Here is a 16,462-nt window from a genome sequence, read left to right as displayed (position 1 = left end):
AAACCCCTTGGATTCCCCACCCTTAGCTCGTTAGTTGTTTGTTCTCCATATAGGTCTCGATAATATCGAGAAGAGACTTATTTTTGATCGGTTTGCTCAAATAATCATCCATGCCTGCAGCGAGGCAGCTTTCGCGATCTTCTTTTAAGGCGTTGGCCGTTACAGCGACGATCAGGGGACATCGTTCTGGCGGGAGTGATTGTTTAATGATTGCGGTTGCATCTAATCCATTAATGATCGGCATGTGGAGATCCATAAAGATTATATCAAAACGGTCTCTTAAGGCGCACTTCACGGCTTCTTCTCCGTTAGCAGCAACTGTGATGAGATGCCCCTGTTTCTCTAGCATTTTAATTAAAACAAATTGATTGATGGCATTGTCTTCGGCGATAAGTATGTGCAGGGAAGCATGCGCCCTACCTTCATTTGTATGACCCTGGTATTCATTTGAATGATGATCCTCTTTAAGACAAAGCGTGAAGATGATCGTTGTACCTGGGTCGTCGGCAGGCTCTACCCAAATATCTCCTCCCATGAGTCGAACCAACTTTTTTGTAATCGCCAAGCCAAGCCCTGTACCCTCATATTTGCGAGTCATCACATGATCGACTTGATTGAAAGGTTCAAAGATATAGCTTCTTTTATCAGCTGGAATGCCGATCCCGCTATCTTTCACAATGAATTCCAGTTGTATGACATGATCTTCTTGTACACGTTTATTGACGTACACGGAGATCCCGCCGAATGGTGTAAACTTGATCGCATTGCCAACCAAATTGATAAGTACCTGCTTCAACCGTTCCGAATCACCAACCAAAGAGTGGGGAACATTGGGATCTACTGTAAATGTCGTGGATAACTGCTTTTCATCCGCTTTGGTCGATAAAATATGAAACGTTTCAGAGATCGTATCTCGTATATTGAAAGGGAAATCGTGTAATTCTGTTTTACCGGATTCGATTTTGGAGAAGTCTAAAATATCATTAATGATACGAAGCAGCGTTTCACCGCTCTTATGAATAATCTCGACGTACGCTTTTTGTTCTTCGTCTAACGTTGTTGTTTGCAGTAGAAGGTCCGTCATTCCGATAACGCCATTCATCGGCGTCCGAATCTCATGGCTCATCATCGCCAGAAACTCACTCTTCGCTTTATTCGTATTCTCAGCTGTTTCCTTCTCAATCATTAGTTTCTTCTGCTCAGTCATGTCCTTGGCTATGATATAGAACCCAACATTCATTTCGTTCATGATGATGGGAGCAATCGTCGTCAGTACTTCAACAATATGACCGTTTATTTGGCGGATATGGTCAATCTTCTTTTCCATGGAAGCATCTAATAGGGAGTCGTTAAGGATTTGTTTCACATTGTTTTTGCCGACAAATCTGGAAAAAGGCATTCCAACGAATTCATTGTTGTAAAAGCCTAACAACTCCTGTGCCCGCGTATTGCCATTGACAATAATTCCGTCCAAATCAAGCGAAATGACGGCATCATGCGTGTGCATTTTCAGAGGGGTATACCGATCAATAGACTCTTGAAGCTTTTGTTCCACGGACTTGAGTTCCGAAATATCCGTCAAATGAACGATACCATAAAGAGGGTGCCCGGTTTGAATATCGCAAACGAATGTGAGTTGGACGGATGTCCAAATGATGTCGCCATTCTTGTGCAAATATCGGATCTCCATGGTAAAAGAAGCAGCAAGACGATCTATCAAGTTTTGAACTTGATCCGAGTAGGGGAGCCAATCTTCAGGGTAAGTGATTTCACGAATATTAAGCTTCTCGAGCTCATCTGCCGAATACCCAAGAATCGAACCAAATGCGGGATTCACTTTCAGTAGGGAGCCATTTAAGGACAAACAAGCAATCCCATGAGGAGAAAACTGAACCATCTGCTCGTAAAAATGATGCTTATCGAGTTGTAAGCTGCTCATCATTAGCCCCCAATCATTTTACCCATATATACCCATCATAAGCTTTTTTTGAAACGAAAACGAAAACGAATGTCAGAATGTCAGATTGTCATGTAGGCAGTCGAACTAACGGAAATCTTCCGAAAGATTCTTTTTGCTGTATTGATTTCTGAAAACTTCGGGCGTCAAACCGACGGATTTGCGAAATGTCGAAATGAAATGCGAAGCGTCGAGGAAGCCGGTCGCGTCAGCGATCTGTTTCACCGTTTGATTAGGTTGGGCAATCAGCAATTCTTTGGATTTCTGAAGCCGCAGCTGCAGTAAATATTGGTAAGGAGAGAGACCAAATGCTTTGCGGAACAATGTATTGACATGTTGAGAGCTTATGCCAAGCAACTGCGACATCCATCCAAGTCCTACATCGGAAGATGCGAAGCTATGCTCAAGCTCCAACAATAGGGGCAGCAAGCGCTCATGACTTTGGGAAAAGGATGCGCTTTTATTTACGTTGCCGTGCTTTTTGAGCAGAGTCAGGAATTGATAGATTTCAAGTGAGCCATTCATGCCCGTGAAGTCATGGCTGTAGCGGTACTTTTCGTAATAGTACTCATGAATACTAGCGAGTGGAGTTTCCATGCCCCAGCTAATTGTAGTGGATAACGGTATCTCTAGAGCATAGACAATGGAGGCAGCGAGTGCGCCATCGAAAGTTAAATACCACGTCGACCACTTTGCGGTCGTGATGTTATATTCATGCGGGACGCCTGCAGGCAGGAGCATGCCTTGATTCTCACTCAGCTTGACGGATCCGTTTTCGAGGATGATCTCTCCGCTGCCTTCAATCGTTTGGAGCCAATGGAAGCAGGGATAGCCTTCTTCCCGTTTGTAAAATTGCTGCTCATTTTCATAACCGACTGTTTCCAGGATAAGAGGAAGTTTGCGATCGGTTTCTGTAATGACGAAAAATTTCCTGTAGTCGGTTGCCATCGAACTGAGATTCACTCTTTCATTTTTTGATATGTGATGCGTAGTATCTTATATTTTAAAAGAAATTATTGTCTTGTACAATAAGAAGGTAGTTGATGAAATTTATACAACCAATAGAAGTGAGGAATTCAACAGATGGCTAAAAAATTCGAATATACACCTCCAGTAAACGGTTACCCGGAATGGAATAATAATCCTCAGATTTTTCAATTGAATCGTATGGAAGCACACGCGACGATGATGCCTTTCAAGTCCGAAGAAGAAGCACTTGCGGGGATTCGTGAAGCATCCGATTCTTACCAATCTTTGAACGGAACTTGGAAGTTTCATTTTGCTGAGAATGCACAAGGCCGCCCGCAAGAGTTTTATAAGAACGACTATGATTGCACCAGTTGGGCGGACATCGCCGTGCCTTCCCATTGGCAGCTGCAGGGCTTCGATTTTCCACAATACACGAATATCATCTATCCTTGGGTGGGGCATGAAGATCTGAAGCCTCCATTTGCTCCGGTAAAATATAACCCCGTTGGCTCTTATTCTCGGAGCTTTACGGTTCCGGCAGCTTGGGCTAATCAACCCGTATTCCTCAGCTTTCAAGGCGTAGAATCGGCTTTTTATGTGTGGGTAAATGGTGATTTGGTGGGCTTTAGTCAGGATTCGTTTACACCTGCGGATTTTGATATTACACCGTACTTGACAGAGGGTGAGAATAAGCTTGCTGTTGAGGTTTACCGTTGGAGTGATGCGAGCTGGCTGGAGGATCAAGATTTCTGGCGGTTAAGCGGTATTTTCCGCGATGTGTATATGTATAGTACGCCAACAACACATATTGCAGATTTCAAAGTGCTAACGAATCTGGATGATGCCTTCGAGAATGCAGAACTGCGAATTCAAGCAAAAGTCACGAATTACGATGGACTAAGCAGCGGTACTCGCCATGTTGAAGCTGTTTTATATGATAGTGAGTTGAAACCGCTGTGGAACAAACCTCTTTCCGTAGAAGTTAATGTAAGTGGCGCTGCTGAGCAAGAAGTAGAGCTCTCCATTCAGGTGGATCAGCCTGCAAAATGGAGCGCAGAGAAGCCAACGCTATATACGCTTGTTTTGAGCCTAAGAGATGAAGAGGGCTCGCTCCTGGAAACGGAAAGCTGCAAGGTTGGTTTCCGTAAATTCGAAATCCAAGACGGTTTGATGAAGATCAATGGTGAGCGAGTTGTGTTCAAAGGTGTTAATCGCCATGAATTTGATACGGATCGCGGCCGTTCTGTTGATAAGGCAAGTATGCTTGCTGATATTTTGCTCATGAAACAACATAATATTAATGCAGTTCGGACCTCGCATTATCCAAACGACCCGCACTGGTATGAGCTATGTGACCAATATGGGCTGTATGTGATTGATGAAACGAACCTCGAGACCCATGGCTCTTGGACTTATGGATCAGAAGTTGAAGGAGATGCTGTACCGGGAAGTAAGCCGGAATGGACGGGAGCTGTCCTGGACCGGGCGAATTCGATGATGCAAAGAGATAAGAATCATCCTTCCATTGTCATTTGGTCGCTAGGCAATGAGTCATTTGGCGGCGATAACTTTATTAAAATGCACGATTTCTTGCGTGAAGCCGATCCTTCGAGAGTTGTCCATTATGAAGGAGTTACTCTCTTCCGCGCATCCGACGCGGCGTCGGATATTGAAAGTCAGATGTACAGCAGAATTGAGAAGATCGAAGAGTACGCTCAGCATAACCCGAAGAAGCCGTTTATTCTGTGTGAATACAGCCATGCGATGGGGAATTCATGCGGTAATTTATTTAAGTATTGGGAGCTCTTTGACAAGTATCCGGTTCTCCAAGGCGGCTTTATTTGGGACTGGATCGATCAATCGATCCGAACCACAGCACCAGACGGTATTACCTACCAAGCCTACGGCGGCGATTTCGGAGATACACCGAATGATGGCAATTTCTGCGGTAACGGATTAATTTTCGCTGATCGTACGCCATCACCAAAGATTTATGAAGTGAAGAAGTGCTACCAGAATGTGAAGATCGAAGCCGTCGATCTTGCTAGTGGCCAAGTGAAAGTGACGAATCAGTATTTATTTACGGATCTGAGTGAGTTTGATTGGACATGGTCCATCGCACGTAATGGTGAGCCTGTAGGTGAAGCCAAGCGTGGACAATTTACTGTAAAGCCTGGAGAATCAGCTGTAATTGAGTTGGCTCTAGATCAACTGGAAACCATTTTCCCGAAAGATGAGTTCGTACTGACGATCAGTCTACAGCTGAAAGAAGATACGAATTGGGCGCAAAAAGGACATGAAATCGCTTGGGAGCAGTTCTTGCTTCCGGTAAGTAAAAAGGCTTGGTCTCCAACTGAACAGGCTGTCCAAGAATCCGCGGCGACCTTGTCTGCTTTAGAAGCTGTACAAATTGCATCAACAAAGGAAACAATTAGCCTCAAGGGAGGCAATTTCACTCTTCAATTCCATGCAGCAACAGGTGATATCACTTCTTATGTGTACGAAGGAAGGGAGCTGTTCCTGACAGGCCCGGCACCTAATTTCTGGCGTGCCTATACGGACAATGATCGCGGCAACCAGCATCACATTCGCTGCGCGCCATGGCAAGAGGCGGGAAGTGGAAGAACGCTGAAATCTTTGACAGCTAAATCGATTGGCGATGGCCGCGCCGAGGTACATGTTCAATTTGAACTAGCGACTAAGCCAAGTTCCGAGGTGCAATTGGTTTACACTGTATCGCCTAGCGGTGAAGTAGAAGTGCTTATGGAGCTCGTGCCTGGAGCTCATTTACCTGAAATTCCGGAGATTGGCGTACTCTTCCAATTAGACCGATCCTTCCAGCAATTGAGTTGGTACGGCCGTGGTCCGCATGAGAACTATTGGGACCGTGCTACGGGAGCCAAACTCGCCTTGTATAGCGGTACCGCCCAAGAGCAGTTCGTGCCTTATTTACGCCCGCAGGAATGCGGTAATAAAACGGATGTGCGCTGGGCGACGCTGACAGATGCGAACGGGCGTGGTCTCCGGATTACAGGACTGCCAGCCGTTGAATTGAATGCTCTGCCGTATTTACCTTCCGAATTAGAGGCTCATGACCATACGTATAAGCTGCCAGCTAGCGACAAAGTCGTGCTGCGGGTGAATTATAAGCAGATGGGCGTCGGCGGGGATGACAGCTGGGGCGCAAGGACACACCCTGAGTTCACGCTGTATGCGAATCGTACCTATGCCTACTCATTCACGTTTAAAGGCATCTAACGAATTGGAAATGAAAAGTGCCACTTCATCTACAGATTTGCTGTAGTTGAAGTGGCACTTTTTTAACTTAATGCGACATAGCTGCTTCCGTTTCTTGAGTTGGATCCAGCTTCTCCTTGCTCATCGCGATCGCACAAATGAAGGCAAGAACAGCAGGAACTACCGTCCAAGCAAAAGTGAGAACGATGGAAGACGATAAAGCGGTAGTGATTTTCTCGAGAACCGGTGCAGGAATCTCCATTCGTTTCGCTGGATCAAGCAGCGCATGCGAGTCCCCGGTTGGAATTACAGCTCCGGCTTGACCTTGACCTGCGAATACATCCGTCAATTTTCGCGTTAAAGCATGGCTCTGAACAATTCCAAATACGGTGATACCCAGCGTCATCCCCAAGGAGCGGAGAAAATTCAATGTTGAGGAGGCTGAACCACGCTGCCGCGTCTCGAATAGATGAATGGCAGCATTACTTAATACTGAGAAGGAAGCCCCGATTCCAAGTCCTATAATAACCATGTAGATCGTGACGAGCCAACGAGGGGATGCTGACGATAATGTCGTCAAGAGAGCTGTTCCGACAATAAGAAGGAAGGTCGTTGGAATCATAATCGAGCGATAACTCATTTTATTCATTAAGAAACCGCCGCCAGTTGCCGTTACAACTGATCCTAACATCATTGGAAGTAGTACTAAACCGGAATTGGTGGCAGTCCCTCCTAATACACCTTGAATGAAAATAGGAATATAGACAGAGGCTGTGATAAAAGCAGCGCCGCTAAAAATGGCAACGGCATTGCTTGATGCATACAACCGATTTTTGAACATTGCAAAAGAGATAATAGGTTCGGCAGCTCGGCGCTCAACGAAGATGAAAATGATTGTTAAGACCGCAAACAGCGCGAATAAACCAAGGATAAAAGATGAATTCCAAGCGTATTGCTTGCCGCCTAATTCTAGAGCGAACATGAGGGATACGATGGCACCAACGAGTGAAAGAGCGCCCCACCAATCGATTCGTTGTTTTGAATGCTCCACGGATTCGCGATAGAAGAAAGCGACAAAAACAAGTGAGATTAAACCGAGAGGCAGATTAATGTAAAATACCCATTTCCAGTTCACATAGTCTGTAATATAAGCACCTAAAAGTGGGCCGAAAATGCTGGACATGCCGAACACGGCGCCGAACAATCCACCAAGCTTACCGCGGCTTTCTATGGGAACAGCATCGAACATAATCGTGAAAGCAACCGGCATCATGGCGCCGCCGCCGATGCCTTGAATAGCGCGATAGATGCTTAGCTCTATAATCGAACTTGCAGTTCCGCATAGGATGGATCCAAGCATAAACACGATAACACCAAAGATGAAAAACTTTTTGCGTCCGTACATATCGGACAACTTGCCGAATATCGGCATGCCGGCCATTTCCGCCACCATATAAGCCGAAGTGACCCAAACGAATTTATCCAATCCGCCTAATTCACCGATGATGGTGCCCATGGCTGTGGCTACAATGGTATTGTCCATGGCTGCCATTAGGATACCCAGCAATAGTTCGGCAATGACAATGCCTAGACCTTTGTTTTTGCTTTGCGCTGCCATAATAATTGATTTCCTCACTTTCTCTGAATCCGATTTAATTTTTTCTATGGGAAGAGTTACCACTAAATGATAGTAACATGACTTAAGTTGGCTTTAAACCCTTTTTACAAAGCGTAGGAGACTTTATCTATCTTGGCACCTTTTAGATTGGAATGATGAAAAAAAAGTAGTTCCTGTAAAGTGTAGGTTATCCATACACACACCAGTTAAATCGCAAGAACGGAATTCTGCTAGATCTAACTACAATTCTTGAAGCTGGAACCTCTAAGATTGGATTTTAGAAATCTTTGCTCCTGTCAGTTTGACCAGATGCACAGACGGTGATAACTTAAGAATGTAACATTCGAAATCAGCAACTGTTAAAATGAGAGGTGGCATTCATTGTGGTAGTCAATCCGGCACAAACGATTGTAGGCTTAGTAGGAACAGGTGTCATGGGGAAAAGTATGGCAGGCCATTTTATTCAAGCAGGCTATGAGGTACATATATATAATCGAACGAAATCCAAAGCACAGGAGCTGTTGGATCGGGGTGCTCACTGGCAGGATTCACCGGGTCAATTAGCGCAGCAATGTGATGTAATTATTACAATGGTAGGCTTCCCTAAGGACGTAGAAGAGATTTATTTAGGCGAAAATGGTATCCTTTCTAACACTAAGCCGGGCAGCTACGTTATTGATATGACAACCTCTAGTCCGATGCTGGCCAAACAGATTTATGAACAAGCACTGGCACGCCAAGTATTTTCACTAGATGCTCCTGTTTCTGGTGGTGATATTGGAGCTAAAGAAGCGAGACTATCGATTATGGTTGGGGGCTCACATGAAGCTTTTGATGCCATGCTGCCGCTTTTTCAGAAAATTGGCACCAACATCGTTTACCAAGGAGAAGCAGGTGCAGGCCAGCATACGAAAATGTGCAACCAAATCGCAATTGCAAGTAATATGATGGGCGTTGTTGAGGCGCTGGTATATGCGAAGAAATCAGGCCTCGATCCTTCGACTGTGCTCAAAAGTATAGAGTCGGGCGCGGCGGGCAGCTGGTCCTTAAGTAACTTAGCTCCGCGCATCATTGCTGGGAATTTTGCTCCGGGCTTCTATGTGAAGCATTTCATCAAAGATATGAAGATCGCGCTTCAATCTGCCGAGGAAATGAAAGTGGAGCTGCCTGGACTCGCATTGGCGAAATCTCTTTATGAGCAGTTAGCAGCAAGCGGCGAAGAAGACAGCGGTACTCAAGCTTTATTCAAACTTATTGATAAGTAGCTCGAAATAAGGCTTTGAAGGAAGACAAGCATCCCGTGAGGGGTGCTTGTTTTTGGTTTAGGGGCTATAACCGCAGCATCATAACGTGACAGGTTCTCGAATACATATGAATAAGGGAAATGGAAGGTTGTCACATACATAATCCTGTAAGCTAGTGAGAGCGCTTTACTCTGTGTTTCAACATTTTACTGAAGAGGTGAATCGAAAATGAGTACGGAAAAAAACAAGCTTACGACCAGCTGGGGAGCTCCTGTGGGGGACAACCAAAACTCGATAACGGCGGGTTCACGGGGGCCAACGTTGATTCAGGATGTCCACCTTTTAGAGAAGCTGGCACACTTTAATCGGGAACGCGTACCTGAGCGAGTCGTTCATGCCAAAGGTGCGGGAGCACACGGCTATTTGGAAGTCACGCAAGATTTAACAAAGTATACGAAAGCGAGCTTGTTCTCGGAGGTAGGCAAGCGCACGCCGTTGTTCGTTCGCTTTTCAACCGTGGCTGGGGAGAATGGTTCTTCGGACACTGTCCGGGACCCGCGCGGATTCGCCGTGAAATTTTATACGGATGAAGGCAATTATGACTTGGTCGGCAATAATACGCCTGTATTTTTCATTCGCGATGCGATTAAGTTCCCTGATTTTATTCATACACAGAAAAGACACCCTCAAACTCACTTGAAAAATCCAAATGCCGTCTGGGATTTCTGGTCATTATCTCCTGAATCTTTGCATCAGGTCACGATTTTGATGTCCGATCGGGGGATTCCCGCAACGCTGAGGCATATGCATGGATTTGGCAGTCATACGTTCAAATGGGTAAATGCCGAGGGTGAAGGCGTGTGGGTGAAGTATCATTTTAAAACCGAACAAGGCGTTCAGAACTTAGCGCCAGATGTGGCTGCACAGCTTGCGGTCTGACAATCCGGATTATCATACAGAGGATTTGTTTAATGCGATTGATAAAGGCGATTTCCCGACTTGGAAACTATGTGTACAGATTATGCCGCTGGAAGATGCGAATACGTACCGTTTTGATCCATTCGATGTCACGAAAGTGTGGTCACAGAAAGACTATCCATTAATTGAAGTTGGGCGTATGGTGCTGGATCGCAATCCAGAAAATTATTTTGCTGAGGTAGAGCAAGCCACATTTTCGCCAGGGACGCTCGTACCAGGTATTGATGTTTCACCAGACAAAATGCTGCAAGGACGCTTATTTGCTTATGGGGATGCACATCGGTACCGGGTAGGGGCTAATCATCAGACTTTGCCGATCAATCGCCCGCGGAGTGAAGTGAATAATTATCAGCGTGATGGTCAAATGCGTGCAGATAACAATGGCGGAGGTTCCGTATATTACGAACCGAACAGCTTTGGCGGACCAACGGAAACGCCTGCGGATAAACCGGCACCCTATGAGGTGTCTGGAGTAGCTGACAGTGTTGCCTACGATCATCATGATCATTACACACAACCGGGTGATTTATATCGCCTGCTAAGTGAAGAGGAACGGACTCGTCTTGTTCAAACGATTGTCGGTGCGATGAAACCTGTTGAGTCGGATGAAATAAAGCTCAGACAGATTGGTCATTTCTATAAGGCTGATGCCGAATATGGTATCCGTGTGGCAGAGGGTCTTGGATTATCTATACCCGAATGAAGTGAATAGTGAGAGGCAGCTACCTTTTCGCCACAAAAGGATAGCTGTCTTTTTTCTATGGCATATGCTGTAAGGAGAAAGGCATAATCCGGAGAGGTGATCAAGGTGGGAACTCGTTTATTGTCCGAGAAACTTGTAAGAAATCGTTTTCCGCATTTAAGATATATAAGGATTCATACGCCTGAAAAGCATAAAGCGACGATCTACGCTTGGAATGGAGATTTGTACTTGCCCGAGAAGGATGTTCAAAGTCTACAGCATTATGCAAACGGTTACTTATATCCCTATGTCAACTTTCAAATCAAGGCTTACAGCGCGGTTCAACCCGATAAAGTCCCGCAACTGCAAGAAATACCGGCAGCTATAGTCGAAACAGCGATGCGCAGAAACTTGAATCAATATGGCATTTTAGAGGCGATAAACCGACTATTTCCGTATGGTCGTTTAAAATATAACAGATATCAAGCTGCAGATAGTATCATTCATTTTGATTTTCATGCAATTAGATTAATTCATGATAAGGAAAAAAAGGCCATGTACGATTATTTGCAAGAATTGATTCCCCTAGGTTCCTATTGTGAAGTGACCTTTTATTAAGGCAAAAGGTTGGAGCGTTCCTCAATACGGAACTCACTTTCTTCCCGCAAATAATTCGTTTCGCCAATCTTTACGTAATGAGACGTATACTTTTCGATCACGCCTGCAGCAATGAAGACAGGAATATCATCTGCTGTATGTTGAATGACTGCTACCCTAACTTGAGAGAGCGCTGCCGCGAATAATTCCATATCTGTTGACAGTGTCTTGTTCATTGGGCTTTTCACCTCCGGTACCTTGTCTCGTTAATCCATTCCTCTGATTCTAGCACAGGAACTTTAACGTTAAAAGAGTCGGGAATGGCTCATGCAGCTTCCAAGGGTGAAAAGCTATCGAATCATACCGTAGTCACGAATTGTGGCATCTACTTCTACACGGATATCGGCTCGGGGATAAAGGGATTCCCAATTCAAATTATTCCAGTTCTCATAGCTCATACTGTTGCGGACGTAAGTGCCGATACCCAAGTTATCCCCGCCGCTGCGCTGCACATGGCTAACTATAGCTTGTAACTGTTTGCGAATGGCTTCAGACAAATCCTGATCTAATTTTTTTTGCTCTTCCGCTTTTTTGAACGTTGATTTTCCTGAGTATTCTAAAATAATGCCACTCAATCGAATACGGATGACGACTTGAGGGACGGTGCTTTCACGTTCCTGTTTGTTAACGATGACTTCTCTTTTGCTTGCGATTGAACTAATCATTGCATTTTCTTTTCGCCCTGAGGAACTATCCATAAATGTAATCTCGAACTCACCCATTTTTAGGCTTTTATTAAGAATAGCAAACAGTACGGTTTGTTCTGCATTAATTTTGCCAATGTAACGATCCTTTTTGAAAAGGGCAATTCCGTCGATTTCAACATTATCACCTTTCACAATAAGCATAGGAGCGATTGGATCGGTACCATCGTCATAATAGTCGCGTACGAAACTGTAGAGTGATACGTCAGGAACCTCATGGATTTTGGCCTCTTGGGTTAATAACTGATCAATGTGGCTCCCGACGGATCGAATTTGTGCATATTTATGGGTCAACATGTCTACAGCACTGCCGTTAACTACGACAATTTTCAAATGTTCCCCAACGGTATAATCGCGGCGATAGGAATCAAGTTCCTTCCAAATTCCCTGTTTAGCCAAGTCTTTCCCGAACAGCATACTTCTCAACTGCCCTGAAACGAGGACTTTGTTAATTTTACGGGACATTTTACTCCGCCCATCTTTAGGGGATTCAGCAATGGTTTGCAGAATTTCTGATTGCTGGTTGTCCACAGTCCCAGCTTTTGGGATGGCGATAGCAACAGTCACATCCGTTTGAGAAGGTTTTCCATTCTCTTCATACACGGAGTCCAAAGCAACAGTATCAGACATGCCTAGTTTCTCAATGCGATTTTGTTCGACACAACCGGTGAGACTCAATAGTAAGATAACCAAGACCCAATTACGCATAATTCCGCCCTCGATATTTGTTAATTAAAAGGATTGCCAGTAGGAAGATCGGCAGCAAGAAAGCAACTCCAGCTTCAGATAATCCAAACAGACTTAACCAATGTTCTGTCTTTTCAAGCGCAGAGGGTATGACAAACAAGGAAGCTAATGGGAAAATCGCTAAAATAACATAGGGTATCCATGGTTTATTTGTAGTTGGCAGGAGCCATTTTATCGTTTCAATTGCTGCCCAACTGTATAGGACACTCGTAATGAGAACTCGAAACAAAGTTATATTAAACACGAGATCATCGATGCGTCTCACAAAGGGGAGTTCCACATACGAGAGCAAATTGAGTACAGGATACTTCATATGCTGAAGTTGATGCAGGCTGAAAAAGCCAAAGGCAATAAATGCAGTAAACGTATAAGTAAATGTGGATATAAGATTTGCAATTTGAAAAGCACGGATTAAATGTGTTTTTTCATTCGTATATGGAAATAGCAAAAGGCAAAGTTCATAACCAAGAAAGGCTATGTAAACCTCAAGCCACCCTTTAAAGGAGTGAGTGGCATCCTTGAACCAGAAGGTCGTCATTCGGGATAAATCAAAATCTTCATAGGCATAAATCAGTAGTAAAAAAATCCAAATAATGATATAAAATGATAGGACTGTTGTTCTGGAGATACTCATAATGCCCTTAGTTAAAAGCAAGAAAACAAGAATCTCAAACAAAATATACAAATAAGCGTAATGGAGCGTGGGGAAGGATAACGATTTTATTATTAATATATATTCCTTACCAATCAAGCTGCCTAGAATTGCCCATAATCCAGCTAGAATCCCGAAAAAAGGAACTAAAATGATTTTTGGTAAAGCCGAGTGTGAAATTTCGAAAATAGATTTCCCTCTACCTAATCGATATACGAATGAAATGAGCAGAATATTGAAAGCGGCAACGGACGAACAGATAAGTAAGGCTATCCACCCATTTGTACCGATATTCTCAGATAATAGCCGAGGAAGGCTGATTACGACGACACCGGTTTGAGCGAAGTTTGCCATAATGGTGGTCTGAAAAAATGGAAGCTTAGCGCGCATGAGTGTCTCCTTCATTTGTTTGGATTATTGGTGGGGGGCTTCTTGAGTTTGGTCAAAATCTGTATAGGTGCTCGGATAATAAGTTCTAACCAACGACTTGGTTTCGACGGTGCAACTGGGTATAAATAAGATATGCCAAACATGTTAAAACCAGAAAGTTGAATCATAATAAAGCTGAGTCCAAACACGAGGCCGAAATTTCCGAGGAGACCGGCCAGTATAATGATCGCAAATCGGAGCAAGCGGATGGAAGAGCTCATGATATAGCTGGGTATGACGAAGGAAGCGATAGCCGAAATAGCTACCGAGATAATGAGGATATTGCTTGTAATGCCAGCCTGAACGGCTGCTTGTCCGATGACGATCCCGCCGACGGTACCGATGGTCTGACCGATTTTGGTAGGTAAACGTGCCCCTGCTTCACGAAGCAGCTCGATCGTCATTTCCATAACAATGGCCTCTATGAGAGGCGAGAAAGGCACTTTATTGCGGGATTCCATTAAATTTAACAGCAGGGACGGTGGAATCATTTCATAATGATAGGTAACTAAAGATACATAAAGTGCAGTGAAGCAAAGGGTGATGAATAAGGCAATGAACCGTAGAATGCGAACCGCAGAGGCAACGGCCCATGGCTGATAATAATCGTCAGGCGATGAGAAAAATTCAATAAACGAGGTTGGAGCGCTGAAAGCGACTGGACTCCCGTCAAGCAGCCCCACTATTTTGCCGCTTGTCAGCTTGTCTGCCATATGATCAGGTCGAACGCTTGTTAGGAATTGCGGAAATATCGCTAGTTTGTTAGGCGTTAAATGTTGCGTAAGTGTATTCGTATCATAGATCGTTTGGATATCAAGGTTTTCAATCATTTCGCTTAACTTTTGCACATGCGCCGGTTCTGCAAGTTCCTCTAAATAAAGGAGAACCATCGTCGTTCCTGTTCTTGTACCGATCGTGTAGGTGATTGCTTTTAAACCAGGGTCCTTGATACGCCTCCGTATCAAAGACAAATTTGTGCTTAGCGACTCGGTGAAAGAGTCCATAGGACCATTAATGACGCTTTCTGTCTCTGAATTTTGAATGGATCGAGATTCAGGCGCGTAAGCTTCGTGCAAGTAACCTCTACTTTTATAGTAAATAGCGATATTTCCAGCCAAAATGCCTGTAACAAGTTCGCTTGCTTGCAGCTTAATAATATAGGAAGATTGGCTAAGTGTAGCGACCAAATCAACGTCTTTCCTATTGAAAGGCTCTATGGCATCTTTTCTTAAAGCCTCTGTACTGACAAGGTGACCGAAATATAGGATATCGATTTGCTGAAGCGGGAGATGCAGATGAGATAAATCCGAGCAATCGCTGAGCAATTGCAGCGTTTGCTCTAACAGATTAGGATCACTCTTCAAATCTCCGTTCATGCTTACCGTTCTCCTCTCTCGCTGTGGATATGGATTACCCAATATTTCCATTCTTTATTATGTTTCTTTTTCGAATGCACTATGCGAGTTCACGGAAAATATCCCAACGAAGCGTCTTATTTTCCATACATCGCCTAGTAGGTTGAATCCTATGTTATCATGGTGAATGAATATGTGATGAAGTGAATGAACCAAGAGTTATTCAAAAAAGGAGCTCGAATCGATATGATCAAACATTCCCCCTACATTCTGCTAGTTCTCGCCACATGTATATGGGGAGGCAATTTTGTTGCTGGCAAGGCGCTTGTCCTTCACATTCCACCGATTACACTAGCTGCATGCCGTTGGAGTATTGCTTTTCTTTGTCTTCTTCCATTCTTCGGAAGGCAAGCTTGGCTGTTAAGAGCTGAATTTCTCCGCAGCTGGAAAATGATCCTTTTTCTGTCCGCAAACGGTGTTGCCGGATTCAATACCTTAACCTATGTGGCCGTCCAATATACGGGTTCGATTAATGCTTCGTTAATGAATTCGGCCACGCCAATCATGGTTGTGCTTCTAACCTGGTTAGTTATGAAAGAGCGGTTCGCGTGGTCGGCTTTACCAGGGATTTTGGTGTCCATGGCTGGTGTAAGCTGGATTATTAGTCGAGGGAGTGTATCGGCGCTGCTGAGTCTTTCATTTAACAAAGGCGACTTGTTCATGCTAATGGCCGTTCTGTGTTGGTCTTTATATTCGGTAGGTATGAAAAAAATGTCAGGACGCTTCCCATCCAGTCCTTTTTTACTAATTCAAATAACTGTGGCCTTACTGCTGCTTCTTCCGCTTTCAGCCGTGGAATGGGCGTGGAAGTCGCCACACGTTGATTGGAGTCCACCGCTTGTAACAGGTCTTATTTATATTGGTTTGTTTGCTTCGATTGTAGCCTTCTTGAGTTGGAATCGAGCAATTGAGCTGGCTGGACCGCAGCGCTGCGCGGGTTTTCTAAATTTAATTCCGATGTTCAGTGCCATTTTTGCAACAGCTTTTACCGGGGAATCGTTAAGGATGTATCATCTTTTAGGTGCCATATGGATCATTGTTGGGGTGTACATCACGAATTATGCAATAAAGAAACGGCAAACAAAAGGCGCAAGAATAGAGATAGCAAAAACCTAGCGGAGCTTTCGCTAGGTTTTTTTCATGAATCGATTTACTCCAAATGATTGAAATGAA

The 16,462-nt window shown here is 44.3% G+C and carries 11 protein-coding genes and 1 pseudogene; 5 read left to right on the top strand and 7 right to left on the bottom strand.

Annotation, left to right across the window (positions count from 1 at the left end):
- Window positions 1-22: 22 nt before the first annotated feature.
- Together ACBP55_RS24845 and ACBP55_RS24840 are read right to left on the bottom strand one after the other, a co-directional pair.
- A complete protein-coding gene (locus ACBP55_RS24845; protein ID WP_464645566.1) occupies window positions 23-1,942 on the bottom strand; it encodes a PAS domain S-box protein in 1,920 nt (639 codons plus the stop codon).
- Between the two features lie 102 nt (window positions 1,943-2,044).
- On the bottom strand, window positions 2,045-2,905 hold the full coding sequence (locus ACBP55_RS24840; protein WP_464645565.1) for an AraC family transcriptional regulator: 861 nt from the start codon (window positions 2,903-2,905) through the stop codon (window positions 2,045-2,047).
- A gap of 135 nt (window positions 2,906-3,040) precedes the next feature.
- Here ACBP55_RS24840 and lacZ point away from each other — a divergent pair, with 135 nt between their 5' ends.
- The gene (lacZ, locus tag ACBP55_RS24835) at window positions 3,041-6,184 is read left to right on the top strand and encodes a beta-galactosidase, LacZ type (RefSeq protein ID WP_464645564.1); all 3,144 of its coding nucleotides are present in this window, start codon (window positions 3,041-3,043) and stop codon (window positions 6,182-6,184) included.
- A gap of 67 nt (window positions 6,185-6,251) precedes the next feature.
- On the opposite strand, the gene ACBP55_RS24830 is transcribed toward lacZ, so the two are convergent.
- Window positions 6,252-7,781, bottom strand: a complete 1,530-nt coding sequence (locus tag ACBP55_RS24830; protein ID WP_464645563.1) for an MDR family MFS transporter — start codon at window positions 7,779-7,781, stop codon at window positions 6,252-6,254.
- A 383-nt stretch (window positions 7,782-8,164) separates the two neighbouring features.
- On the opposite strand from ACBP55_RS24830, the gene ACBP55_RS24825 reads away from it, so the two are divergent.
- The 3 genes and pseudogenes from ACBP55_RS24825 to ACBP55_RS24815 all read left to right on the top strand — a co-directional run bounded on the left by ACBP55_RS24825 (window position 8,165) and on the right by ACBP55_RS24815 (window position 11,303).
- Entirely contained in the window at window positions 8,165-9,046 is an 882-nt protein-coding gene (locus ACBP55_RS24825; RefSeq protein ID WP_464645562.1) for an NAD(P)-dependent oxidoreductase, read from the top strand.
- Window positions 9,047-9,253: 207 nt separating this feature from the next.
- Window positions 9,254-10,706: pseudogene (katA, locus tag ACBP55_RS24820) on the top strand (catalase KatA).
- A 120-nt stretch (window positions 10,707-10,826) separates the two neighbouring features.
- Window positions 10,827-11,303 (top strand): hypothetical protein, encoded by a 477-nt coding sequence (locus tag ACBP55_RS24815; RefSeq protein WP_464645561.1) that lies wholly within the window; start codon window positions 10,827-10,829, stop codon window positions 11,301-11,303.
- Here ACBP55_RS24815 and ACBP55_RS24810 read toward each other — a convergent pair.
- The 4 genes from ACBP55_RS24810 to ACBP55_RS24795 all read right to left on the bottom strand — a co-directional run bounded on the left by ACBP55_RS24810 (window position 11,300) and on the right by ACBP55_RS24795 (window position 15,250).
- Window positions 11,300-11,518, bottom strand: coding sequence for a hypothetical protein (locus tag ACBP55_RS24810; RefSeq protein WP_464645560.1), 219 nt, complete (start codon window positions 11,516-11,518; stop codon window positions 11,300-11,302). The two genes, ACBP55_RS24815 and ACBP55_RS24810, sit on opposite strands and share 4 nt — an antisense overlap.
- Before the next feature lie 114 nt (window positions 11,519-11,632).
- Entirely contained in the window at window positions 11,633-12,754 is a 1,122-nt protein-coding gene (locus tag ACBP55_RS24805; protein WP_464645559.1) for a Ger(x)C family spore germination protein, read from the bottom strand.
- Window positions 12,747-13,835, bottom strand: coding sequence for a GerAB/ArcD/ProY family transporter (locus ACBP55_RS24800; RefSeq protein WP_464645558.1), 1,089 nt, complete (start codon window positions 13,833-13,835; stop codon window positions 12,747-12,749). Before ACBP55_RS24800 ends, ACBP55_RS24805 begins: the two co-directional genes overlap by 8 nt.
- Before the next feature lie 11 nt (window positions 13,836-13,846).
- The gene (locus tag ACBP55_RS24795) at window positions 13,847-15,250 is read right to left on the bottom strand and encodes a spore germination protein (RefSeq protein ID WP_464645557.1); all 1,404 of its coding nucleotides are present in this window, start codon (window positions 15,248-15,250) and stop codon (window positions 13,847-13,849) included.
- A 225-nt stretch (window positions 15,251-15,475) separates the two neighbouring features.
- Between ACBP55_RS24795 and ACBP55_RS24790 the strand changes: the two genes are divergently transcribed.
- Window positions 15,476-16,405, top strand: coding sequence for a DMT family transporter (locus ACBP55_RS24790; RefSeq protein WP_464645556.1), 930 nt, complete (start codon window positions 15,476-15,478; stop codon window positions 16,403-16,405).
- The last annotated feature ends 57 nt before the right edge of the window (window positions 16,406-16,462 follow it).

Source organism: Paenibacillus sp. WG02 (genome assembly GCF_055396115.1).
The sequence above is the reverse complement of the archived record's forward strand: the minus strand, read 5'-3'. Positions and strand labels throughout refer to the sequence as shown.

Bases quoted from the DNA above. Each gene is read 5' to 3' on its own strand.
- ACBP55_RS24790 (WP_464645556.1), top strand. From the start codon at position 15,476: ATGATCAAACATTCCCCCTACATTCTGCTAGTTCTCGCCACATGTATA.
- ACBP55_RS24800 (WP_464645558.1), bottom strand. From the start codon at position 13,835: ATGCGCGCTAAGCTTCCATTTTTTCAGACCACCATTATGGCAAACTTC.
- ACBP55_RS24845 (WP_464645566.1), bottom strand. From the start codon at position 1,942: ATGATGAGCAGCTTACAACTCGATAAGCATCATTTTTACGAGCAGATG.
- ACBP55_RS24795 (WP_464645557.1), bottom strand. From the start codon at position 15,250: ATGAACGGAGATTTGAAGAGTGATCCTAATCTGTTAGAGCAAACGCTG.
- ACBP55_RS24810 (WP_464645560.1), bottom strand. From the start codon at position 11,518: ATGAACAAGACACTGTCAACAGATATGGAATTATTCGCGGCAGCGCTC.
- ACBP55_RS24830 (WP_464645563.1), bottom strand. From the start codon at position 7,781: ATGGCAGCGCAAAGCAAAAACAAAGGTCTAGGCATTGTCATTGCCGAA.
- ACBP55_RS24840 (WP_464645565.1), bottom strand. From the start codon at position 2,905: ATGGCAACCGACTACAGGAAATTTTTCGTCATTACAGAAACCGATCGC.
- ACBP55_RS24805 (WP_464645559.1), bottom strand. From the start codon at position 12,754: ATGCGTAATTGGGTCTTGGTTATCTTACTATTGAGTCTCACCGGTTGT.
- lacZ (WP_464645564.1), top strand. From the start codon at position 3,041: ATGGCTAAAAAATTCGAATATACACCTCCAGTAAACGGTTACCCGGAA.